This window comes from Comamonas sp. CMM03 (genome assembly GCF_019218715.1).
GTDB classification, from domain to species: domain Bacteria; phylum Pseudomonadota; class Gammaproteobacteria; order Burkholderiales; family Burkholderiaceae_C; genus Comamonas; species Comamonas terrigena.
This window is the reverse complement of the sequence record NZ_JAHUXB010000005.1, coordinates 155,569-179,604: the sequence shown is the minus strand read 5'-3', so window position 1 is coordinate 179,604 and position 24,036 is coordinate 155,569. Positions and strand designations below refer to the sequence as shown.

16 protein-coding genes are annotated in these 24,036 nt (G+C 66.9%); 8 read left to right on the top strand and 8 right to left on the bottom strand.

Going from position 1 to position 24,036, the window contains the following annotated elements:
- Nucleotides 1-95: 95 nt before the first annotated feature.
- From KW830_RS17600 to lgt, 4 genes are all read right to left on the bottom strand, one after another.
- Nucleotides 96-875, bottom strand: coding sequence for an enoyl-CoA hydratase/isomerase family protein (locus tag KW830_RS17600; protein WP_218333889.1), 780 nt, complete (start codon nt 873-875; stop codon nt 96-98).
- Between the two features lie 18 nt (nt 876-893).
- On the bottom strand, nt 894-1,913 hold the full coding sequence (locus KW830_RS17595) for a tripartite tricarboxylate transporter substrate binding protein (RefSeq protein ID WP_066535488.1): 1,020 nt from the start codon (nt 1,911-1,913) through the stop codon (nt 894-896).
- A gap of 15 nt (nt 1,914-1,928) precedes the next feature.
- A complete protein-coding gene (locus KW830_RS17590; RefSeq protein ID WP_218333888.1) occupies nt 1,929-3,362 on the bottom strand; it encodes a malonyl-CoA decarboxylase in 1,434 nt (477 codons plus the stop codon).
- Between the two features lie 221 nt (nt 3,363-3,583).
- Complete coding sequence (gene lgt, locus KW830_RS17585) at nt 3,584-4,417, bottom strand: prolipoprotein diacylglyceryl transferase (protein WP_218333887.1); 834 nt, start codon at nt 4,415-4,417, stop codon at nt 3,584-3,586.
- 153 nt (nt 4,418-4,570) lie between these two features.
- On the opposite strand from lgt, the gene KW830_RS17580 reads away from it, so the two are divergent.
- The 3 genes from KW830_RS17580 (at nt 4,571) to bfr (ending at nt 7,590) form a co-directional block, all read left to right on the top strand.
- Nucleotides 4,571-5,602 (top strand): GlxA family transcriptional regulator, encoded by a 1,032-nt coding sequence (locus tag KW830_RS17580; protein ID WP_218333886.1) that lies wholly within the window; start codon nt 4,571-4,573, stop codon nt 5,600-5,602.
- A gap of 101 nt (nt 5,603-5,703) precedes the next feature.
- Complete coding sequence (locus KW830_RS17575; RefSeq protein ID WP_218333885.1) at nt 5,704-6,948, top strand: MFS transporter; 1,245 nt, start codon at nt 5,704-5,706, stop codon at nt 6,946-6,948.
- A 165-nt stretch (nt 6,949-7,113) separates the two neighbouring features.
- Nucleotides 7,114-7,590, top strand: a complete 477-nt coding sequence (bfr, locus tag KW830_RS17570; RefSeq protein ID WP_218333884.1) for a bacterioferritin — start codon at nt 7,114-7,116, stop codon at nt 7,588-7,590.
- A gap of 150 nt (nt 7,591-7,740) precedes the next feature.
- Here bfr and KW830_RS17565 read toward each other — a convergent pair whose 3' ends face one another.
- The gene (locus KW830_RS17565; RefSeq protein WP_370626152.1) at nt 7,741-8,772 is read right to left on the bottom strand and encodes a Bug family tripartite tricarboxylate transporter substrate binding protein; all 1,032 of its coding nucleotides are present in this window, start codon (nt 8,770-8,772) and stop codon (nt 7,741-7,743) included.
- A gap of 616 nt (nt 8,773-9,388) precedes the next feature.
- On the opposite strand from KW830_RS17565, the gene KW830_RS17560 reads away from it, so the two are divergent.
- The 4 genes from KW830_RS17560 to KW830_RS17545 are packed head-to-tail and all read left to right on the top strand — an operon-like array spanning nt 9,389 to nt 18,876.
- Entirely contained in the window at nt 9,389-10,885 is a 1,497-nt protein-coding gene (locus KW830_RS17560; RefSeq protein ID WP_218333883.1) for an efflux RND transporter periplasmic adaptor subunit, read from the top strand.
- A 60-nt stretch (nt 10,886-10,945) separates the two neighbouring features.
- Nucleotides 10,946-14,140 carry a multidrug efflux RND transporter permease subunit gene (locus tag KW830_RS17555; protein ID WP_218333882.1) on the top strand — a complete coding sequence of 1,065 codons (3,195 nt, stop codon included), beginning with the start codon at nt 10,946-10,948 and terminating at the stop codon, nt 14,138-14,140.
- A gap of 60 nt (nt 14,141-14,200) precedes the next feature.
- Nucleotides 14,201-17,362: a multidrug efflux RND transporter permease subunit gene (locus KW830_RS17550; protein ID WP_218333881.1), complete on the top strand. Its 3,162-nt coding sequence runs from the start codon at nt 14,201-14,203 to the stop codon at nt 17,360-17,362.
- 38 nt (nt 17,363-17,400) lie between these two features.
- A complete protein-coding gene (locus tag KW830_RS17545) occupies nt 17,401-18,876 on the top strand; it encodes an efflux transporter outer membrane subunit (protein WP_218333880.1) in 1,476 nt (491 codons plus the stop codon).
- Nucleotides 18,877-18,924: 48 nt separating this feature from the next.
- Here KW830_RS17545 and KW830_RS17540 read toward each other — a convergent pair whose 3' ends face one another.
- Together KW830_RS17540 and ilvD are read right to left on the bottom strand one after the other, a co-directional pair.
- Nucleotides 18,925-20,184, bottom strand: coding sequence for an NRAMP family divalent metal transporter (locus KW830_RS17540; protein ID WP_218333879.1), 1,260 nt, complete (start codon nt 20,182-20,184; stop codon nt 18,925-18,927).
- 479 nt (nt 20,185-20,663) lie between these two features.
- Entirely contained in the window at nt 20,664-22,523 is a 1,860-nt protein-coding gene (gene ilvD / locus KW830_RS17535; RefSeq protein WP_218333878.1) for a dihydroxy-acid dehydratase, read from the bottom strand.
- 319 nt (nt 22,524-22,842) lie between these two features.
- Between ilvD and KW830_RS17530 the strand changes: the two genes are divergently transcribed.
- Nucleotides 22,843-23,148 (top strand): c-type cytochrome, encoded by a 306-nt coding sequence (locus tag KW830_RS17530; RefSeq protein ID WP_218333877.1) that lies wholly within the window; start codon nt 22,843-22,845, stop codon nt 23,146-23,148.
- 169 nt (nt 23,149-23,317) lie between these two features.
- On the opposite strand, the gene KW830_RS17525 is transcribed toward KW830_RS17530, so the two are convergent.
- Nucleotides 23,318-23,839 carry a LapA family protein gene (locus KW830_RS17525; RefSeq protein WP_255578766.1) on the bottom strand — a complete coding sequence of 174 codons (522 nt, stop codon included), beginning with the start codon at nt 23,837-23,839 and terminating at the stop codon, nt 23,318-23,320.
- Between the last annotated feature and the right edge of the window lie 197 nt (nt 23,840-24,036).

Sequence of the window (24,036 nt, the reverse complement as noted above, 5' to 3'; positions counted from 1 at the left end):
GCTTGCTTCGTGCAGGTTGTGCGGTGCTTGCTTTGCGGCAGCAGCAGGCCGCAGCGATGCCGTCACACCCACCGCACACCGTGCACCACACCCGATCAGAACTGCGGTTTGCGTTTTTCTAGAAAGGCGTGAATGCCTTCGCGGTGTTCCGCATCATCGGCATAGGCATAGGGCTGCACCACCGCCGGCACCCCGCCCTGGGCAAGGCTGCGCATCGCCTGCTTGTTCAGGCGCGCAGCCAGTGGAGACAAGGCCGCCACCTTCTCGGCCGTGTCCTGCACCACGGCGTCCAGCTGCTCCGCAGCCACCACCGGTCCCAGAAAACCGTGCTGCGCCATCTCGGCGGCAGAAAACACGGCCGCTTCCAGCAGCATGCGGCGCGCCACCATGCTGCCCACTTCCCGCCCCACCAGCTCCAGTTCGCGGGGTGCCATCGGAAAGCCCAGCCTGGCAATCGGTGCGCCGAATTTGGCGTCCTCGGTCGCCACGCGCAGATCGCAGCAGCTGGAGATTTCCACCCCGGCCCCCATGCAGGCGCCGCGGATCGCGGCCACCACCGGCACCGGGCAGTCCAGCAAGGCCTGCAACCCGCCCCAGACCTCGCTTTCGTGGAAATGCGTCAGCTGCGCCTCGTCAAAGCGAAAGCCCGGGTACTCGGCGATATCGCCGCCAGCGCAAAAAGCCGCGCCCTCCCCTTGCACCACCAGGCAGCGCACATCGCTGCGGGCGTTCACGGCCTGCAGGGTCTCGCGCAGCGCCACCCACATGGCACGCGACATGGCATTGAGCTTGCCGGGGTGGTCGATGCCTACACGCCAGATGCCGGCATGCTGCGGCTGCGCGCTCCAGGGGCGCAGCGTGATATGTCCTGTCATGGTGGTGCTTTCGGTATCTCAGGGCCGCGCCGCTGCGCCGGTCTCCCGCACAATGCGCGCCCAATGCTTCATCTCGTCCTGGAGAAACTGCTTGAATTCCGGGCCGTACAGCCCCGGCCAGGTGGCCCCCATGGCCCGCCACTCCTTCTGCACTGCGGGCGCCCCCGCCATGCTGCGGAACACCTCGATGGCCCGCGCCTGCACGGAAGCAGGAGTGGCTCTGGGGGCAAAAATGCCATACCAGGGCATGGACTGGAAATCGTCCAGGCCCAGCTCGTGGGCCGTGGGCACATCGGGCAGCAGCGGCGAACGCTGCGGGCCGGTGACAAACACCGCCCGCAGCCGGTCCGCCTGCAGGTGCGGCAGGGCCGACGCCAGGCCGTCCAGCATCAGCTCCACATTGCCTTGCGCCACATCCAGCATGGCCGGCCCCGAGCCCTTGTAGGGCACATGCTCGAGCAAGGCGCCGGTCTCGAGCTTGAACCATTCACCGGCCACATGGTTGGAGGTACCAATGCCGGCCGACGCATAGCGATAGCGCTGGGGCTTGCGCCGCAGCTCGGCCAGCAGCTCGGGCCAGGTACGCACATTGAGCCGGCGCGGGCTGACCAGCAGCACCAGCGGCATCTGGGCCACCAGCGCCAGCGGCGCGAAATCCTCGTACAGATCCACATCCAGCTGCAGCTGCACGGCGCGGGAGGCCAGCATGCTGACGCCACCCATCAGCAGGTGCGAACCATCGGCCGGGGCTTTGGCCACGTAGGTGGCACCGGCGGTGCCGCCGCCGCCCCCACGGTATTCCAGACGCATGGGCTGGCCCGTCTCCCGGGCAAACTGGCGCGCCATGGTCTTGCCCAGCAAAGAGGAATTGCCGCCGGCCGGAAACGGCACGGTCAACTCCACCTCCTGCTGCGGCCAGCGGCCCACAGCAGGCGGCAGCGGCGCGGTTTTTTGCGCCCACGCCGGGGCGACGGTACCGATGCCTGCGGCGCCCAGTGCTCCCAGCAGCTGTCGACGCAGGCGATCTAGCTCAGGCATGCATCCACCCCATCGTCATTTACCCTTGCACAGAGATTCCATCTCGGCCGACACTGGCAGCTTGCCCTGCGCCAGCAGGGCGCGGTGCTTATCCAGGCGCTTGAGGTCGTACAGGTAGTTGACCATCAAGCCGAACGCCTGCTTCATGCCCTTGGTCGATGGATCGCCGCCCCAGTTCAAGCGCTCCACCCGGGCGCCGTTGCCCAGGTGAAAGCGTGCCACCGGGTCCAGCGGACGGCTGTCCTTGACCTCCTTGGCCAGGTACTGCGCCGCACACCAGGCCAGGGCCTTGCGCAGCACGGTGTCTTCCTTCCACTCCAGCGCACCGTCGGCGGCGGCGATCAGATCGGCCACCTTGACGGGGGCCTGCGTCTTCAGCGCCTTGGCCACTTCCTGGTGGCGCTTGTCGTCCCACTGCACCAGCAGCGCATCGCCCTGCTTGGACAACCAACCACGCAGGCCGGGAATGGGCGAGAGCGTGGCGAAATGCTTGAGCTTGGGGAACTCCGCCAGCAAGGTCTCGACCACATGCTTGATCAGCGAATTGCCGAAGCTCACCCCACGCAGACCGGTCTGGGTGTTGCTGATGGAATAGAAGATGGCCGTGGTGGCCTTGGCCAGATCCACCGGCGCGGCCGTTTCGTCGAGCAGGGGCGTGATGCTGGCGGCCATGTGGTCCAGCAGCGCCACTTCCACAAAGATCAGCGGCTCGTTGGGCAGGCGCGGATGGAAGAAACCGTAGCAGCGGCGGTCGCTGTCCAGTCGGTTCTTCAGATCGGCCCAGCTGCGGATGTCGTGCACGGCCTCGTACTGGATCAGCTTTTCCAGCAGCGAAGCGGGCGAATCCCAGCTCAGGCGACGCAGCTCCAGAAACGCCACATCGAACCAGGTGGAGAACAGGTATTCCAGCTCGGCGTCCAGGGCGGCAAAGCGCTTGTCGCTCTTGGGCAAGGCCAGCAGCTCGGCACGCAGGTCCACCAGAAAGCGCATGCCGCCTTCGGGCACGGAAAAGCGCTGCAGCACCCGCGTGCGCGCCGACACCAGCGCCTTGCGCAGGGCAATTTCGGCCTGGCCTTGCTCGGTGGGGGTCTTGGCTTTTTCGTACTGGGTGCGGGCCGCTTCGATGCGCTGGGCATCCGGGCCAAACAGTTCACACAGCAGCAGCCACAGGTCCTGGCGCTGCGCGGCGGTGGCCTGTGCGTACCAGGCCATCACCTCTTTGGCATGGCGCGCACCTTCGACCTCGCTGACCTGCTCATCGGCCGCAGCACGCAGGTCTTCCAGCAACTTGCGCAACACATGGGGAGGATTGGCTTCAGCACCACGGCGCAGCGTGGCTTTGAGGCGCTGCGCCAGCGGGCGGACGGTGTCGGCACCTGCTTCGGTAGCCGGGGGAGATTTGCGCAGCAAGGACATGCTGCGCGAGAACCATTCGGAAGCAACGTTCATGGAGGCGATCCTGCGAGGCATTGGCTGTAGCGCACCACCGCCGCTTTTGCATGCGGGGCAATGCACGTATCCATTATGGGTGGCAGATCGGCAGCGTAGCGGTCACTTCGGAGGCAAGTCCGCAACACTACCTACGCCGCCATCACTACCACAACCATAGCATCTTACGCAGGAACAGAGCGCCTCAGAAACAAATTAGGCAACAAATTGTCGCCAAGCGGTCACAGCTTCTGCGGCAGCGGTTGGGTGCGCTCCGACCAGAGCCACAGCGCCACACCGGCCACGATCATCGGCACGCACAGCCACTGGCCCATGCTCATGCCCAGCGACAGCAGACCCAGGTAATCGTCGGGTTCGCGGAAGTACTCGGCAATGAAGCGGAAGGCGCCATAGCCCAGCAGGAACACCGCAGCCACCTGCCCCTGGCGGCGTTCCTTGCGTGCATACAGCCACAGCAGCACGAACAGCATCAGCCCTTCCAGCAGGAACTGGTAGATCTGCGAAGGGTGGCGCGGCTGCATGGAGCCGCTTTGCGGGAACACCATGGCCCAGGCCAGATCCGGGCTGGCAAAGCGGCCCCACAGCTCGCCATTGATGAAATTGCCAAGGCGCCCGGCCGCCAGCCCTGTGGGCACGCAGGGCGCCACAAAGTCGGCCACCTGCAGCCAGTGGCGCTTGCGCGAATGGGCAAACCACAGCATGGCCCCCACCACCCCCAGCAGACCGCCGTGGAAGCTCATCCCGCCTTCCCACACCGCAAACACCTGCAGCGGGTTGGCCAGGTAAAAGCCGGGCTTGTAGAACAGGCAGTAGCCCAGACGCCCGCCCACGATCACCCCCAGAACGCCCAGAAACAGGATGTCTTCCACATCCTTGCGCGACCAGGCGGTCTCGCCCTGCATGCGGTTGAACGGCGGGTGACGCAGGCGGCGCGTGCCCAGCCACAAAAACAGCCCGAAGGCAGCCAGGTAGGTCAGGCCATACCAGTGGATGGCCAGCGGCCCCAGTTGCAGGGCCACGGGATTGATCTGGGGATACATCAGCATGGCGGCCATTGTGCCGCAGCGCTGTAACCCCACGGGCCACACCCCGCACTGCCCGGCCGCAGCAATGGCCCGATGGGAAAAAAGGCAGCGATGGGCACAGATGGCAGAAAAAGTGGGAAGCATGTCCTTGCAGCCACCGGCCAGGCACCGCACACTGCCGCCATGCCTGCCCACACCAACGCCCCGGCCCTGCCCGCTACCGACAGCCACCAGGTGCTGTGCCTGCTCTACCCGGGCGTGATGAGCCTGGATGTGACCGGCCCCATGCAGGTGTTTGCCACGGCCAACGACGAACGCGCCCGACACGGCCTGCCACCGTACTACCGGCTGGTGTTTGCGGCCCAGGCCGCCGGCCCGGTGGCCACCACGGCCGGGCTGCGGCTGCACGCCGACTGCGGCTGGCGCGATGTGCCGCTGCACCCTGCCACCACCGTGCTGGTCCCGGGTGGGGATGGTGCCGACGCGGCCGCCGCTGACCGGGCGCTGCGCGACTGGCTCTGCAATGCCGCCACGCAGGTGCAGCGCCTGGGCTCGGTCTGCTCCGGAGCGCTGGTCCTGGCCCATGCCGGCCTGCTGGACGGCGTGCACGCCACCACACACTGGCTGCGCATGGCCCAGTTGCGCCAGTGCAGCCCGGCCAGCCAGATCGACAGCGACTGCCTGCACACCTACAACCCGGCACATCCGGTCCAGTCGCGGCGTTTCACCTCGGCCGGCGTCACCGCTGGCATCGATCTGGCGCTGGCCCTGGTGGAGGCCGATCTGGGCCGCCCCCTGGCGCTGGCTGTGGCACGCCACCTGGTGATGTTCATGCGCCGCCCCGGCGGACAGGCCCAGTTCAGCCCCCTTCTGACACCCGAGACGCAGCACGCCCCCCGACTGACCCAGCTGCTGGAATGGATTCCCAGCCAGATCGCCCAGGACCTGAAGGTGGAGCAGCTGGCCGCCCAGGCCTGCCTGCCGCCACGCACGCTGGTGCGCGTGTTCCAGCGCGAGCTGGGCACCACCCCCGCCCGCTATGTGGAACGCGTGCGGCTGGAAGCCGCCACCGCCCTGCTCAGCCAGCGCCAGGCCTCCGTGGCGACCGTGGCACGGCTGTGCGGCTTTGGCCACCCGGAGACGCTGCGCCGCAGCTTTCAGCGCCACCTGGCCATCAGCCCGCAGGCGTTTGCCGAACGCTTTGGTGCGGGCTGAACCCCCTTTCTTTTCACAACCCTCCCCCTTGTCGTACCGGCAGTTCCTGAACAGCCGGGCTGCCGCATCCCTGCTTTTCCCTGTTTCCGGAGATTTGTCCCATGTTGCTGCCACACCGCTACCCCACGCTGGCCGTGCTTAGCACCGCCCAGGCCCTGTACTGGAGTTGCTCCATCATCGGTATCACCCTGACCGGTCTGGTGGGCCAGCAGTTGGCCCCCTGGCCGCTGCTGGCCACCTTGCCCCTGGCCCTGCTGGTGACCGGCAGCCTGTTGACCGTGGGGCCAATGGCCCGCTGGATGGCCCGGCATGGCCCGCGCCAGGGTCTGCAGCGCGGTGCACTGCTGGGGGTGGCGGGCGGTCTGGTCTGCACCGCCAGCATCCACTGGCACAGTTTTGTGCTGCTCAACCTGGGGGTGCTGCTGGTGGGGGCCTACCAGGCATCGGCCGGCTACTACCGCTTTGCGGCACTGGAAGGCGTAGACCCGGCCCACAAAGGGCGTGCAACCGCCTGGGTGGTGGCCGGCGGCATTGCGGCAGCCCTGCTGGCCCCCACGCTGGCCTTGCACAGCCGCCACCTGCTGGCCACGCCGCTGGCAGGCGCCTACCTGGTGCTGGCCTTGCTGGCCGCCACGGCCTGGGCGGTGCTGCAAGGGATTCCGGCATCCCGCGATCCGGTCCCCCCAGCCCCATCAGCCCCACCAGCGTCCTCCTCGGCCGCAGCGGCAGTTGGCACCGCCATGGACCACCAGACCCCCACCACCCGCCGCGCACTGTGGCAACGCCCCGCCATCCGCCAGGCCCTGCTGCTGACGGCGTGCGCCCATGGGCTGATGATTCTGGTGATGAATGCCACGCCCCTGGCCATGCACGGCCACGGCCATGGACTGGAGGCCTCCGCCCACGTCATCCAGTGGCATGTGCTGGGCATGTTCGTGCCGTCGCTGTGGGCGGGCGCGGCACTGGACCGCTGGGGTGCACGCCGCGTGGCAGGCCTGGGCGTGGCCCTGCTGGCGGCCAGCGCCCTCTGTGCGCTGAGCGGCGAGTCGCAGCCGCAGTACCTGGCCAGTTCCTTGTTGCTGGGTGCGGGCTGGAACCTGCTGCTGCTGGCAGGCACCACCCTGCTGACCCAGGCTTACCGGCCCGAGGAGCGTAGCGTGGCCCAGCCGATGATGGAATGGAGCAACAGCGCGGTGGCGGCGAGCATGTCGCTGGCATCGGGCGTGCTGGTGCAGAGCCTGGGCTGGCAGGCGGTCAACTGGGCCATGCTGCCGGTGCTGTGCGCCATGGCCTGGTGGCTGCGCCCTGGCGCGCTGGCCATGCCGACCGCCATGCGCACCCCGTGATCCCGTGCCTCCGCCACCCCACAGGCCTTCCGCCCCCCAATGCGAATGCGAGTGCTTAGCGCCCGCATACAGAACGGATTTGCGTGGGAATTCTCCTGCACTGATTTGGGAAAGCCTTGCAGACGCAGGATACTTGGTCCATTACCACTCTCACAGAAGAACAATATGCAAGGCCATCCCGAAGTCATTGACTGCCTGAAAGAACTGCTGCGCGGCGAGCTGGCAGCACGCGACCAGTACTTCATCCACTCCCGCCAATACGAAGACCAGGGCTTCCTGCGCCTGTTTGCCCGCATCGGCCACGAAATGGAAGAAGAGACTGTGCATGCCGACGCCATCCTGCGCCGCATCCTGTTCCTGGGTGGCAAGCCCGACATGCGCCCCCATGCTTTCGAAGCGGGTGACACCGTGGAAGCCATGCTGCGCAAGGACCTGGCCGTCGAATACCAGGTGCGCAACAACCTGCGTGCTGCCATGGCCCTGTGCGAACGCCACGCCGACTACCAGACCCGCGATCTGCTGCTGGCCCAGCTCAAGGACACGGAAGAGGACCACGCCTACTGGCTGGAAAAGCAGCTGGGTCTGATCGAACGTGTCGGCCTGCCCAACTACCTGCAAAGCCAGATAGGCGACGTGGCCTGACGCCAGAACACTGCCGGGCCTGCGGGCCCCACCCCTGCACAAAGCTCCCGATCCGGGAGCTTTTTTTATCGCCGCAGATCCGGTTCAAGCCGCTCTGGATAGCGCGGCCGGTGCAGCATCCGCAGATGGCGCTGCACCACGGAACACCGCTTACTGGGCGGCGTCCATCACCCGTTCCTGCTGCACCAGCTTGCGCACCACGGCAGTGGTCTGCACCACCATCTGCTGCAGCTGGGCGGGCGTTCCGCCCAGAGGCTGCACACCCAGCTGGGCCAGCCGGGCGCGCAAGGCGGGCTGCTGCAGTGCCGCATTGGCCGCGGCATTCAGCCGCGCCACCACCGGCTGGGGGGTGCCTGCCGGCACCACCAGACCGAACCAGGTGATAGCCAGGCTGTTGAGCTCGGGATAGCCCAATTCGGCCAAGGTCGGCACCTGCGGCAGTGCGGGCACGCGCGCCTCGGCGGCCACCGCAAACGGCTGCAGCAGGCCGTTCTGGATATGGGGGGCAGACGACGGGTACTGGTCGCTCAGCATCTGCGTTTCCCCGCTGAGAACGCTTTGCACCACCGGCCCCATGCCTTTGTAGGGAATGTGGCGCAGCTGCAGGCCCAGATCGCGGTTGAAGGCCGCCAGAATCAGATGTCCCACCGAGCCCACGCCCGATGAGCCCACCGCCCAACGGTCGCCCTGGGCCTTGGCCATGCGCACAAAGCTGCCGAAGTCCGTGACCCCCAGTTCGGGCCGGACCGAGAACACCGACGCAATCGATGCCAGCGGCAGCACCGGCGCCAGGTCCTTGAGCGGATCGACCCGCACCTGCGGCAGCACCACCGGGTTCACCGCCAGGGTGCTGATGGAGCCCAGGCCCACGGTATAGCCGTCTGGTGCGGCACGGGCGACGGCCTCGGCCCCCACCATGCCACCCGCACCGGCCTTGTTTTCCACCACCACGCTCTGCCCCAGCGGCGCATGCATGGCTTCGGCCACCAGGCGGGCCACGATGTCGGTCGAGCCGCCCGGGGCAAACGGCACCACCAGCTTGACCGGCCGCTGCGGATAGGTCGGCTGCGCAGCCGTCTGGGCAAAAGCCCCCCCCTGCACCGCACACCCCACCATGCCCAACACCCCGGCCACCACGGCCACCACGGCCTGGCGTCTGTTTCTGCTCCACCCACTGCTCACCACAACTCCTTGGCGCAACGCTGCGCGCAGCCCATTATCGATGTCCCGCAGGTGACATATTTCCATGACAGCCCATACCCGGACTGCCGCCCATGGAAAGCCATGCGCCCTCTTCCGGACCCGGCACACCTTCCTTCCATGCACCCCGATCCTTCGGGCCGAACGATCGGCGGCGCAGCCCCGTGGCGCAAACCACCCGGGAGCCCCTGGCCGTACACAGCCGGCCGACAGGCCCACCGCCCGCCAGATGGAGGACGGCAGCATGCACAGACAAGGGTGCCTTGAATTGCGGTACGGAAAAACCGGGTGGCAGTTGCCGCCCCTTTCGGGCACCGGAAGGCAGGCGGGTCCGCAGGAGTGGACGGCCGACAGACCGACGACCCGACCGGGGTGCGAGCGGGTGCGGACAGGCAGCCGGCGGTCTACCGGCCCCACCCGATGCCAAGCAAACCGCGCCCACCCTGCCGCGCGATACGGACCCCGGAAGCTGCAGACCCTCCAGGGCAGCAAGGCGGCGTGCTTGCCAGATACTGACGGGCGCTTCAACTGGCGTAAAGCCTGCAAAAAGACGGCGCAGCAGCGCTAGCATGGCGACACTTGTCATCTGGAGTGAATTATGCGTTTCCCCCCTGGCGTACGGTCGCGGCGCTTGCTGCCCTGGCTCGCGCTTGCTGCTGCCATCCTGTTGGCGGTCGCTGCAGCATGGTGGTGGCAGGGGCACCGCCAGACCGGGTCTGGTGGCACGGGAGCTTCCGCACCGGCAGACCCTGGCCGCAGCGGCGGCCGAGGCGGTCCGAACCGAAACGGTGCGGGAACCACTGCCCAGCCCGTGTCCGTCGGCGTCGTGGACCGGCGCGATGTGCGCGTCCTCATCAGTGCCATCGGCACCTTGAATGCCCGGGCCACCGCCGTGGTGCGAGCCAAGGTCTCGGGCGAGCTGCAAAAGCTGCACTTCAAGGAAGGCGACGAAGTCAAGGCAGGCCAGTTGCTGGCTGATATCGATCCGCGCAGCTTCCAGGCCACGCTGGGCCAGGTCCAGGGCGCATTGCAGCGCGACCAGGCCCAGCTCAAGAATGCCCTGCTGGATCTGCAGCGCTACCAGGCACTGCTCGCCCAGGATTCGATTGCCAGCCAGCAGGTCGATACCCAGGCCGCACTGGTGCGACAGTTGCAAGGCACGGTGGCGGCAGACCAGGGACAGGTGGACGCCGCCAGACTGCAGCTCAGCTACACCAAGGTGACGGCCCCCATTGCGGGCAGGCTGGGTCTGCGCCAGGCAGATCTGGGCAATGTGGTGAACCCGTCGGACGCCAACGGGCTGGTCACCATCACCCAGGTGCGGCCGATTGACGCCGTGTTCGCCATCCCCGAGGCCCATGTCAACACCCTGGCACTGCAACTGGCCCAAGGCACCGAGCTGCCGGTCGAACTGTGGGACCGTGAGCAAAAGCAGCTGCTGGGCAAAGGCCGGCTGAATGCGCTGGACAACGCCATTGACACCACCACCGGCACCGTCAAGGCCAAGGCAGCGTTCGCCAATGCCGAAGGCGGCCTGTTTGCCAACCAGTTCGTCAATGTACGGCTGCAGGTCAACCGGCTGGAACAGGTGCTGACCGTGCCCGCCACGGCCGTGCAGAACAACTATGTGTATCTGGTGCAGGCCGACCACACGGTCACGCAGCGCAAGATCAAGGTCGGGGTGACCGATGGCGATCGCGTCAGCGTGCAGGGCGAGCTGCAGCCGGGCGACCAGGTGGTCACCGATGGCATCGACCGCCTGCGCGAAGGCGCACCCGTCACGGTGATCGCTGCAGGCAAGGTGCAGCAGGTGGACCAGGCCGTGCAGGACGCCGCCAGCCAGCCGCGCAGCATGCGCAATCTGACGCCCGCGCAGCGTGAACAGGTGGCCAAGATGAGCCCCGAGGAGCGCAAGGCCTTCTTCCAGAAGCTGCGCGCCGAACGGGGCAATTCCGCAAATGGCGGTGGAGGTGCCCCAGCCCCAGCCCCAGCCCCAGGATTGGCGCCCGCCGGCCAGCCGGGCGCCACCGCGCCAGCGGGGGCCTCCGCAGCAGGCACAGGCAATGCGGCGGCCGGTGCCGGCGGTGGCCGTTGACACGGTCGTATGTGAACGGACCTGCACCAGACACACACGCCACAGGCGTCTTCGGCCACCATGAACCTCTCCCGCCTCTTCATTCTGCGGCCTATCGCCACCTCGCTCCTGATGGTGGCGGTGCTGATCTCCGGCATCCTGGCCTACCGGCTGCTGCCCATCTCGGCCCTGCCGGAGGTGGACTACCCCACCATCCAGGTCACCACGCTCTACCCCGGCGCCAGCCCGGACGTGATGACGTCCAATGTCACGGCACCGCTGGAGCGCCAGTTCGGTCAGATGCCGGGACTGGACCAGATGTCGTCCACCAGCTCGGGGGGCGCATCCGTCATCAACCTGCGCTTCTCGCTGGACATGTCCATGGATGTGGCCGAGCAGCAGGTGCAGGCCGCCATCAATGCCGGGGCCAATCTGCTGCCCGGCGACCTGCCCATGCCCCCGCTCTACAGCAAGGTCAACCCGGCCGATGCGCCGGTGCTAACGCTGGCCATCACCTCGCCTTCGCTGCCGGTGATCCGCGTCAACGACCTGGTGGAAAACCGTCTGGCACCCAAGCTGTCCCAGGTCAAGGGCGTGGGTCTGGTGGCCATTGCCGGCGGGCGCCGGCCGGCTGTGCGCATCCAGGCCAACCCGACGGCCCTGGCCAGTTACGGCATGACGCTGGACGATGTGCGCACCGCCATTGCTGCGGCCAACGTCAAGGCCGCCAAGGGCGGGTTTGATGGCCCCTATCGCGCCTCCACCATCGACGCCAATGACCAGCTGCAGTCCGCCTCCGAATACCGCAACCTGCTGATCGCCTTCAAGAACGGCAACCCCATTCGCCTGGCCGATGTGGCGCAGACGGTGGACGACGCCGAGAACACGCGCCTGGCCGCCTGGGCCGGCACGCCGGCACAGGGCGCCAGCGCGGCGGTGATTCTCAACATCCGCCGCCAGCCGGGGGCGAACGTGATCGACACGGTGGACGCCATCAAGGCCTTGCTGCCCCAGCTGAAGGAAACGCTGCCAGCCTCGCTGGATGTGCACATTCTCACGGACCGCACGGTCACCATCCGGGCCTCGGTGGAGGACATGCAGTGGGAACTGGCGCTGTCCATCTCCCTGGTGGTGATGGTGATCTTTCTGTTCCTGCGCAGCGCCTCGGCCACGCTCATCCCCAGTGTGGCGGTGCCGCTGTCGCTGATCGGCACCTTCGGCGTGATGTACTTGGCGGGCTTTTCCATCAACAACCTCACGTTGATGGCCCTGACCATCTCCACCGGCTTTGTGGTGGACGATGCCATCGTGATGATCGAGAACATCGCCCGTTTCGTGGAAAAAGGCGAGCCACCGATGCAGGCCGCGCTCAAGGGCGCCAAGCAGATCGGTTTCACCATCATCTCGCTGACGATTTCGCTGATCGCGGTGCTGATTCCGCTGCTGTTCATGGGGGATGTGGTCGGCCGTCTGTTCCATGAATTCGCCATCACCATGGCGGTGGCCATCCTGATCTCGGCGGTGGTGTCGCTCACGCTGACCCCCATGCTGTGCGCGCGGCTGCTGCACCACCAGCCGCAGGCTGAAGCCAGCAGTGTCCCGGCGCCGGCACGCACTGCCTGGGGCCGCACGGCAGACGCCGTGGCCCGGTGGTTCGATGGCGTCATCGTCCGCTACGGCCGCTGGCTGGACTGGGTGCTGGACCACCGTGCCCTGACCTGGCTGGTCTTCCTGGCCACGCTGGCGATCACGGTGCTGCTGTACTTTGCCGTGCCCAAGGGCTTTTTTCCCGACCAGGACACCGGCACCATTGCGGCCACCACCGAAGCCGACCAGTCCATCTCGTTTGCGGCCATGGCCGAGCGCCAGCAGGCCCTGGCCGCACAGCTGCTGAAGGATCCGGCCGTGCAAAGCGTGTCCTCCTTCATCGGCGTGGATGGCAGCAACACCACGCTCAACACCGGGCGCATCCAGATCGACCTGGTGGCCCACGGCCAGCGCGACGCCATGCCCACCGTGCTGCGGCGCCTGAGCGATGCCGCCGCCCAGGTGCCCGGCATCCGCCTGTATGCCCAGCCAGTGCAGGACCTGACGATCGAAGACCGGCAGGCGCGCACCCAGTACCAGCTGCTGCTGTCCTCGCCCGATATGCCCCAGCTGGAAACCAGCACCCAGGCCCTGGTGGAGCGGCTGCGCCAGCTGCCGCAGCTGCTGGATGTGGGCAGCGACCTGCAGAATCAGGGGCGCCAGGCCTATGTGGAAATTGACCGCGCCCAGGCCAGCCGGCTGGGGGTGACCGTTGCCGCCGTGGACACGGCGCTCTACAACGCATTCGGCCAGCGGCTGATCTCCACCATCTTCACCCAGTCCAACCAATACCGGGTGGTGCTGGAAGTAGCGCCCCAGTTCAAGCTGGGCCCGGAGGCACTGCAGTCCATCCATGTGGCCTCCAGCGCCGGCAAGCCGGTGCCACTCACCTCGGTGGCCACGGTGCGCGAGCGCCCCATGGCCCTGGCCGTCAACCACGTCGGCCAGCTGCCGGCCGCCACCATTTCCTTCAATACGGCGCCCGGCGTGTCGCTGGGCCATGCGGTGGAGGCTGCGCAGCAGGAAATCCAGTCCCTGCGCACGCGCGGGCAGCTGCCGCTCTCGGTGGATGCGCAGTTCCAGGGGGCGGCACTGGCCTTCCAGGCCTCGCTGTCCAACACGCTGCTGCTGGTGCTGGCGGCCGTGGTGACCATGTACATCGTGCTGGGCGTGCTGTATGAGAGCACCATCCATCCCATCACCATCCTGTCCACGCTGCCGTCGGCGGGGGTGGGTGCGCTGCTGGCCCTGCTGGTGTCCGGGCTGGACCTGGACATCATCGCCATCATTGGCATCGTGCTGCTGATCGGCATCGTCAAGAAGAACGCCATCATGATGATCGACTTTGCGCTGGAAGCCCAGCGCGAGGGCGGCATGGGCGCGCGGGCCGCCATCCACCAGGCCTGTCTGCTGCGCTTCCGTCCGATTCTGATGACCACCCTGGCGGCCCTGCTGGGCGCGCTGCCGCTGATGATCGGCACCGGGGTGGGCAGCGAGCTGCGCCACCCCCTGGGGGTCACGCTGGTGGGCGGGCTGCTGCTCAGCCAGTTGCTGACGCTGTTCACCACGCCGGTGATCTACCTCACGTTCGAGGGCTGGGCCGAGCGCTGGCGCGTGCGCCATGGCCTGCCGGCGGTCCAGCACCTGCCGCGCAGCGAAGCCGATGTGCAGGAGGACGGCCATGCCTGAGCCCCTCTGCCAGCCACTTCCGCCGTGTCGGCCGCGCCAGATGTGCGCCCGGGAGGAGACATGAGCCTGTCCACCCCCTTCATCTTCCGCCCGATTGCTACCATGCTGCTGACCATCGGCATGGCCCTGCTGGGTGGCGTGGCCTATTTCCTGCTGCCTGTGGCGCCGCTGCCGCAGGTGGACTACCCCACCATCTCGGTCACGGCCAGCCTGCCCGGGGCCGCGCCGGACACCATGGCGGCCACCGTGGCGACGCCGCTGGAGCGGGCGCTGGGATCAATTGCCGGCGTCAATGAAATGACGTCCAGCTCCAGCCTGGGCAGCACCCGCATCACCCTGCAGTTCGATCTGTCGCGCACCGTGGACAGCGCCGCGCGCGACGTGCAAGCCGCCATCAACGCGGCGCGCACCCTGCTGCCTTCGGGCATGCCCAGCAACCCGACCTACCGCAAGGTCAACCCGGCCGATGCGCCCATCCTGATCCTGGCGCTGACCTCTTCCAGCCTCACCCGTGGGCAGATGTATGACGCCGCCTCCACTGTGCTGGCGCAGAAGCTCTCCCAGGTCGAAGGCGTGGGCCAGGCCAGCATCAGCGGCGGTGCCCTGCCCGCCGTGCGGGTGGAACTGGACCCGGTGCGCCTGGCGGCCAACGGCATTTCGCTGGAGCAGGTGCGCACCGCCATCACCAGCACCAACGCCAACCGGCCCCTGGGGGCGGTGGAGCGCGAGGACCATTACTGGCAGGTGGGCACCAACGACCAGGCGTCCAAGGCGGCCGACTATGCGCCGCTGGTGCTCAGCTGGAACAACGGCTATGCCGTGCGGCTGCAGGATGTGGCCGAGGTCAGTGACTCGGTGCAGGACGTGCGCAACTTCGGCGTGGCCAACGGCAAGCCCGCCATCCTGCTGCAGATCTTCAAACAGCCGGACGCCAACATCCTGGAAGCCGTGGACAGGGTGCGTGCCCTGCTGCCGCAGCTGCAGGCATCCATTCCGGCAGCCATCGACATGACCATCGTCTCCGACCGCACCCCCACGCTGCGGGCCTCCGTGGTGGAGGTGGAGCGCGCGCTGGCCATCTCGGTGGCCCTGGTGATCCTGGTGGTGTTCCTGTTCCTGCGCAACGGGCGGGCCACACTGATTCCCGCCGTGGCCGTGCCGGCCTCGCTGATGGGCACGTTCGGCATCATGTACCTGTGCGGCTACACGCTGGACAATCTGTCGCTGATGGCCCTGACGGTGGCCACGGGCTTTGTGGTGGACGATGCCATCGTGGTGCTGGAGAACGTGATGCGCCACATGGAGCGGGGCAAGTCGGCCTTGCAGGCGGCCCTGCAGGGTGCCCGGGAAATCGGTTTCACCGTGGTGTCCATGAGCCTGTCGCTGATTGCGGTGTTCGTGCCCATTCTGTTCATGGGCGGCATCGTGGGGCGCTTCTTCCGGGAGTTCGCGGTGGTCATGTCCGCGGCGATTCTGGTGTCCATGGTGGTGTCGCTGACGACCACGCCCATGATGTGCGCGGCATTGCTGCGCACACCGGCACAGCAGGCCCGGCTGCAGGCGCGCAAGGGGCAGCGCAGTGCCTGGCGGCAACGCTGGCAAGGCTTCTGGCAGCGCATCTCGGCGGCCATCGGCCGGGGGGAAATCGCGCTCACCGCCGGCTATCGCCGCACCCTGGCATGGAGCCTGCGCCGCCAGCCCCTGGTGCTGCTGGTGCTGCTGGCGGTCATCGGGCTGAACGTCTACCTGTATGTGGCCATCGACAAGGGCTTCATGCCCCAGCAGGACACGGGGCGGGTGATGGGCTTCATCCGCGCCGACCAGTCCACCTCCTTCCAGGCCATGGAGCGGCGCATCCAGCGCTTTCTGGCCATCGTGCAGCAGGACCCGGCGGTGGAATACGTGACCGGCGTCACCGGCGGCGGGCAGCGCAATGCCGCCAACATCTTCATGTCGCTCAAGCCGCTGTCCGAGCGCAAGGTGTCCAGCGACGAGGTCATCAACCGCCTGCGCGACAAGCTCAAGAACGAGCCCGGTGCGCGCCTGTTCATGGTCGCACAGCAGGATGTCCGCATCGGCGGCCGCCAGAGCATGGCCTCCTACGATTTCACGCTGCAGGCCGACGACAACGCCGAATTGCGCACCTGGGAGCCGCGCATCCGCCAGGTGCTGTCCACCCTGCCGGAGCTCACCGATGTGAACAGCGACGTGCAGGACTACGGCCTGCAGACCACGCTGGTGATCGACCGCGACCAGGCCACCCGCCTGGGGCTGACGGTGGCGCAGATCGACAACACCCTGAACGACGCCTTCGGCCAGCGCCAGGTGGGAGTGATCTACAACCCGCTCAACCAGTACCGTGTGGTGATGGAGGCGGCCCCCCAGTTCCTGCAGAGCCCGGAGACGCTGCGCGGCTTCTTCTTCGTCAACAGCCGTGGCGAGCAGGTGCCGCTGACAGCGTTTGCCCGCATCACCACCACCAACACCCCGCTGACGGTCAGCCACGAAGGCGGCACACCGGCCAGCACCATCAGCTACAGCCTGCCGCCCGGGGTCTCGCTGTCGCAGGCCAATGACGCCATCCGCCAGGCCATGGCGGACCTGGGCATGCCGGTGTCCATGCGCGGCAGCTTCAGCGGCACGGCGGGCGCTTTCCAGCAAGCGCTGGCAGGGCAGCCGCTGCTGATTCTGGCGGCCATCCTCACCATCTATCTGGTGCTGGGCATCCTCTATGAAAACCTGGTCCACCCGCTGACCATCCTCTCCACCCTGCCATCGGCCGGCGTGGGCGCGCTGCTGGCGCTGATGCTGTGCAAGACCGAGTTCTCCCTGATCGCCTTCATCGGCGTGATCCTGCTGATCGGCCTGGTCAAGAAGAACGCCATCATGATGATCGACTTCGCGCTGGAGCGCGAGAAAGCCGGTCACACCACGGCCGCACAGGCCATCTACCGTGCCTGCAACCTGCGGCTGCGCCCCATTCTGATGACCACCATGGCCGCCATCTTCGGGGCGCTGCCGCTGGCGCTGGGCCGGGGTGACGGGGCTGAGCTGCGCCAGCCGCTGGGCATTGCCATTGTGGGCGGCCTGCTGGTCAGCCAGTTGCTCACGCTCTACACCACACCCGTGGTCTATGTGCTGCTGGACCGTGTGCGCACCCGCTGGCTGCGCACCTGGCAGCGCCAGGGGAATGTGACTGCCACACCCGGAACACCTGCATGATTGTCTGGACCGAAGCTATGCATCAAAAGGGCCTGCCAATGCCATGGCGCGCGCTGAATCCGTTCGCTGATCTGAAATCGCCCTGGCCCGTTGCGGCAGTCCTGGTGCTGGGGTTGACCGGCTGCTCCATGGCACCCACCTACCAACGCCCGGCGCTGGATGTGCCTGCCACCTTCAAGGAAGCCACACCCTCTGCCGCCGAATGGGGGGTGTGGCAGCCCGCCCGCCATGGCGCCACGCCAGGCGATGCTGCGGCTGCCGTGCCCACCTCCTGGTGGTCGTTGTATGGCGATGCCACGCTGAACCGGCTGCAGGAGCAGGCTGCCGCCGGCAGCCCCGGCGTGGAACAGGCCGTGGCCCGGCTGCGTGCCGCCCAGGCCGCGGTGGCCAGCAGCCGGGCCGGCCTGCTGCCGACGCTGGGCGCATCGGGCAGCGCCGGCCGGGCCCGTGCAGGCGGCAGCACGGGCAACGGCAACGGTGGCAGTGCCGGCATCAACAACAGCTACTCGCTCGGTCTGAGCGCCAGCTGGGAGCTGGATCTGTGGGGGCGGCTGTCCGGCCAGGTGGCGGCCGACCAGCTGAGCGCCCAGGCCAGCCAGGACGATCTGTCCGCCGCGCGCCTGTCCAGCCAGGCGACCGTGGCACAAACCTATATCGCGCTGCGCGCGGCCGAAGCCCAGATGCAGGTGCTGCAGGACAGCCTGCAGGCTTACCTGCAAAGCTGGCAGCTGACACAGAACCGCTACCGCGCAGGCGTGGCATCGTCGGCCGACGTGGCCCAGGCCGAATCACAGTACAAGAGCACCCAGGCCCAGTTGCTGGAGGCCCGGACCACACGCGCCCAGTACGGGCATGCATTGGCCGCGTTGCTGGGCCTGGCGCCCGCCCAGTTCAGCCTGCCCGTCACCGGGCAGCTGCCGGCTGCGCCGCAGGTGCCGGGCATGCTGGCCTCCACCCTGCTGGAGCAGCGCCCCGACATTGCGGCGGCGGAACGCCGCGTGGCCGCGGCCAATGCCCAGGTGGGCGTGGCGCGTTCCGCCTACTTTCCGGCGCTCACGCTGTCGGCGGCAGGCGGCTATCGCAGCAGCACGCTGTCGCACCTGCTCAGTGCCCCCAATCTGTTCTGGTCGCTGGGTCCGGCCATGGCAGTGAGCCTGTTCGACGGCGGCGCCCGCTCGGCTGCCGTGGAGTCGGCCCGCGCAGCGCTGGATCTGGCAGGTGCCAGCTACAAGCAGACCGTGCTGACGGCGCTGCAGGAGGTGGAAGACAACCTGGTGGCCGCCACCCACCTGGCCCAGGAACAGCAGGTGCAGACCGAAGCCGTGGTCGCCGCGCAAAAGGCGCTGGACGTGGCCAACAACCAGTACAAGGCCGGTACCGTGGCCTATCTGAATGTGCTGTCGGCACAGACCACGGTGTTGAGCGCACAGAACAGTCTGATCAGCGTGCAGAACCGGCGCCTGGCGGCCATCAACACCCTGCTGAAGAACGTGGCCGGGCGCTGGGAGCCATGAGCCCGGCGCGCCGCAGGCCTCCCCGTCTTCACCATCCGCGCCAGGCCATCACAGCGTGACCAGCATGGCCACCACGGTGGCCGCCATGGCCGCCGTGGCCAGCCACCCCAAGGCACGCAGACGGTGGCCTATGGTGTGCGCGCCCATGGTGTCCCGCCGGGTGGCCAGCAGCATCATCACCACCATGATGGGCACCGCTATCACCCCGTTGAGCACCGCCGCCCAGAACAGCTCTTTCACAGGGTCTGTCGGGGTGAAGCACAGCACCACGCCGCCGAATGTGGCAAATGCGATCACCCCGTAGAAACCACGGCCCTCTCCCTGCCCCAGGCACGCGCTCAAGGTGCCTTCCCACCGGAAGGCCTCTGCAACGGCATACGCGGCAGACCCTGCCAGCACCGGCACCGCCAGCATGCCGGTACCGATGATGCCCAGGCTGAACAGCAAAAATGTGAGGTCGCCGGCCACCGGCCGCAACGCTTCGGCGGCCTGCGCGGACGTTTCGATATGGGTGAGTCCTGCCGCATGCAAGGTGGCGGCCGTGCTCAGGATGACAAAGAAAGCAATCAGGTTCGAGAACGTCATCCCCAGGATGGTGTCGAACTTGATCCGGCGCAGATGGTGCCGGACCTCCTGCAGCGAATGCACCGGGCCGCCGCGCAGGTCTTCCATCTCCTGTGCCGCCTGCCAGAAAAACAGATAGGGGCTGATGGTGGTGCCAAATAGCGCGACCACCATCAACAGCACTTCGTTGCTGAGCGTCAAGCGCGGATACACCACCGCGCGCAGCACGTCGCCCCAGTTCAGGGGAATGGTCAATGCCACCGCCACATAGGCGAGCAAGGCCAGCGTCAGCCATTTCAGCCCGCGCACATACAGGCGGTAAGGCAGAAACACCTGCAGCAGCAGGCACAGCATCCCGAAGCTGACGACATAGACATGGGCCGAACCACCCAGCAGAAGCCGCAATGCCTCGGCCATGGCCGCCAGATCGGCGGCAATGTTCAGGGTGTTGGCACCGACCAGCAGTGTGACCGTGGACACCAGCACCCAGCGGGGATAGGCCTGTCCGATATTGGCCACCAGACCACGGCGCGTCACATAGCCGATGCGCGCGCTGATGATCTGGATGGCCGCCATCAGCGGCAAGGTGAAGACCATGCTCCAGAGCATGGAGAAGCCGAACTGCGCCCCGGCCTGGGAGTAGGTGGCAATACCGCTGGGGTCGTCGTCGGCAGCCCCGGTGATCAGCCCGGGCCCCAGGGATTGGAAGCTCTTGCGCAGCCGCTGTGACCAGGTCGGTTTCATAGGGCCTCTGACGAACGAAGATGGCTCTGTACAACCCGGACACCGGCATGCATGCGCTTCCAGGTCCCAGGAAGATCCCTTGTTCATCCATGGTGCAGCATCAGGAGCCCCCCGGCACAGGTCGCCCGTCGGGGAACAGTACCGGGGCACGGCTTGCGCTGCGCCTTCCAGGCTCCGGGATGGCATGCCCAGCTGGAGCCAAAGAGGCCCAGCCACCTCGCCAGGCAAGCCCGGAACCCGGAAGCGCTGTCCGCAGCAACGGCCAGTGCTGCGCTCAAGAAGCGCACGCCGCATGCCTTGTGCCTGTGGTCCTGGCTGCACATGAAAAAACCGCCCACATCCACAGGATGGGGCAGTTTTTTCTGGCGGGCGTGGCGGGTGCCTGCGCACATCAAGCGCGCTGCGTGGGCTCCTGCCTGAAGGATTTCACAGCCCTGCCCTTGGTAGATGCAGCAGATGCAGCCCGCAATACCCGTCGCTCAATCGTCCAGCAGCGACAGGTCGCGCACGGCGCCGGTATCCGCGCTGGTGACCAGCATGGCGTAGGCCTTCAGTGCGGCTGAGATCTTGCGCGGACGCGGCTTGACGGGCTTCCAGCCCTTGGCGTTCTGCACTTCGCGGCGGCGGGCCAGTTCTTCATCGCTGACCAGCGCATTGATGGTGCGGTTGGGAATGTCGATGCGGATCTTGTCGCCGTTCTGCACCAGGCCGATGGCGCCGCCAGCGGCGGCTTCGGGCGAGCAGTGGCCGATGGACAGACCCGAGGTACCGCCAGAGAAACGTCCGTCCGTCAGCAGCGCGCAGGCCTTGCCCAGGCCCTTGGACTTGAGGTAGCTGGTGGGGTACAGCATCTCCTGCATGCCGGGGCCGCCCTTGGGGCCTTCATAGCGCACGATCACCACATCGCCGGCCTGGACCTTGTCGGCCAGGATGTTTTCCACGGCTTCGTCCTGCGACTCGACCACATGGGCCGTGCCTTCAAACACCAGAATGGATTCATCCACCCCGGCGGACTTCACCACGCAGCCATTCAGGGCGATGTTGCCGGTCAGCACCGCCAGGCCGCCCTCCTTGCTGAACGCATGCTCATAGCTGCGGATGCAGCCCTCGGCACGGTCCAGGTCCAGGCTGGGCCAACGGGTGCTCTGGCTGAAAGCCACCTGCGTGGGAATGCCGGCCGGGCCAGCCATGTAGAAGTGGCGCACGGCCTCATCCTGCGTGCGCACGATGTCCCACTGGTCCAGCGCTTCCTTCAGCGTCTTGGCATGCACGGTAGGCACATCGGTATGCAGCTTGCCAGCACGGTCCAGCTCACCCAGGATGGCCATGATGCCGCCGGCGCGGTGCACGTCTTCGATGTGGTACTTGGGCGTGTTGGGTGCGACCTTGCACAGCTGGGGCACGACGCGCGAAAGGCGGTCGATGTCGGCCATGGTGAAGTCGATATCGGCTTCCTTGGCAATCGCCAGCAGGTGCAGGATGGTGTTGGTGGACCCGCCCATGGCGATGTCCAGCGTGATAGCGTTCTCGAAGGCCTTGAAGCCCACGGCACGCGGCAGCACCGATGCATCGTCCTGCTCGTAGTGCTGGCGGGCCAGCTCCACAATGCGGCGACCGGCGCGCAGGAACAGCGCTTCACGGTCGGCGTGCGTGGCCACCACAGTGCCGTTGCCGGGCAGGGACAGGCCCAGCGCCTCGGTCAGGCAGTTCATGGAGTTGGCGGTGAACATGCCCGAGCAGGAACCGCAGGTCGGGCAGGCCGATCGCTCCACCTCTGCTACCTCGGCGTCGGAATAGCGCTGGTCGGCGGCGATCACCATGGCGTCCACCAGATCCAGCTTCTTGAACTCGATGGTCTTGGTCTCGGGATTCGCCAGCTTGGTCTTGCCCGCTTCCATGGGCCCGCCGGAGACAAAGATCACCGGGATGTTCAGGCGCATGGCGGCCATCAGCATGCCGGGGGTGATCTTGTCGCAGTTGGAGATGCACACCAGCGCATCGGCGCAGTGGGCGTTCACCATGTATTCGACCGAATCGGCAATCAGGTCACGGCTGGGCAGCGAATACAGCATGCCGTCATGGCCCATGGCGATGCCATCGTCCACGGCGATGGTGTTGAATTCCTTGGCCACGCCGCCGGCCTTTTCAATCTCGCGCGCCACCAGCTGCCCCATGTCCTTCAGGTGCACGTGGCCGGGCACGAACTGGGTGAAGGAGTTGGCAATGGCGATGATGGGCTTTTCGAAGTCGCCATCTTTCATGCCTGTGGCACGCCACAAGGCGCGCGCACCTGCCATGTTGCGGCCGCCGGTGGAGGTTTTGGAACGGTATGCGGGCATGGGGAATGTCGTTGTAGCAAAGGTCTGCAGGCCTGCGTGCAGCGGCCGGTTTGCCACCGTCCATCCCACGCAGGATCACCGCAGATTATCACCCAGCCACCCCGCGAAGGCGCAGGCGCAAATCCCTGCTGGCGACCGAGCCAGCCATCGCAAAACGCGATATCAGCCTTCTGGTGCGTACCGGCGCCACCGCCCTGCCAACCCCAATAACCCCATGGCATCCACCCGCTTGCAGGGAATGCGCACCCGCCTGCGGCCGGGCCTACAATCCGACCCTGTTTCCCCCACTTCTGCCAAAGCCCTCGAGGAAAAAGTAGCTATGAAGCGTGTTCTGATCACCCTGGCCCTGACCCTGTCCGTTGCCGCCCCGGCCATGGCCGATCTGGCGCTGGCCCAGTCCAAGAACTGCATGGCCTGCCATGCCGTGGACAAGAAGCTGGTGGGCCCCTCCTACAAGGACGTGGCCGGCAAGTACGCCGGCCAGAAGGACGCTGCGGACAAGCTGGCGGCCAAGATCGTCAAGGGTGGCAGCGGCGTCTGGGGCCCCGTACCCATGCCTGCCAACACCCAGGTCAGCGAAGCCGATGCCAAGAAGCTGGCGGCCTGGATTCTGAACTTGAAGTAATCCCGCACCGCGCGGGCACCCGCCGCAGGGCCGCGCGACCTCGGCCCACCAAAAAAGCCGCCTGGCCTGTGCCCAGCGGCTTTTTTCTTTTTTACCTGGCGCATGCGTCCCCTGCGCCACCGTCGCTGCCTGCGCACCGGGCGCGGGCCCGGCTGCAGCAGCACCGTCATCAGAGCAACGGATCGGCGCGGCCTTCGGCCGGTTTGGCCGCATGGCCCTTGCCGCTGCCCCAGTCGGCGGCCACGCCGGCGCGCAGCTGCTGCTCCAGCTGGCCGACATAGGCGGCGGTGGAATTGTCACTTTCCTGGGCGCGGGCCTTGAACTGCTCTTCCAGCGCATCCAGGCGGTTGAGCAGTTGCTGCTGCGCTTCCTGGTGGCGCAGCTCCAGCACCGTGCGCAGCTCGGTGAAGCGCGAGGCCTCGGCCTTGTCGGCCAGCTCGCGCTGGGCCAGCATTTCCTTGTTGTGCCGGCGCGTCTCCATCAGCACCGAACCCTGCAGCGTGACCACGTAGGCCACAAAGAAGATGGCCAGCAGCGCCGTCAGGCACAGCATGATCAGGCCCAGCGGGGCCTCCACCGCAGTGAAGCCCAACGAGACGGGCGTGGATTGGTTCAGCGCCTGCCAGTTCATCGTGGCCAGGAACACGATCAGCAGCACGATCAAGGTCAGCAAAGCGGTTCTTGCTTTCATGAAAATCTCCAAGGTCCGGTCAGCGGGCGTGGCACTACTGCCTGCCCTTCGCCGCATTTGTAACGCATCTTGGATTCAGCCCAGGTAGGAATGGCCCCTGTCCCGCGCCACATTGGCGCTTGTTTGCGCCAGCCCAGAAAAAAGCCACCGCTTGTGGCGGTGGCATAAACGGGTGCGGCGGTACCGCATCCGAAGCA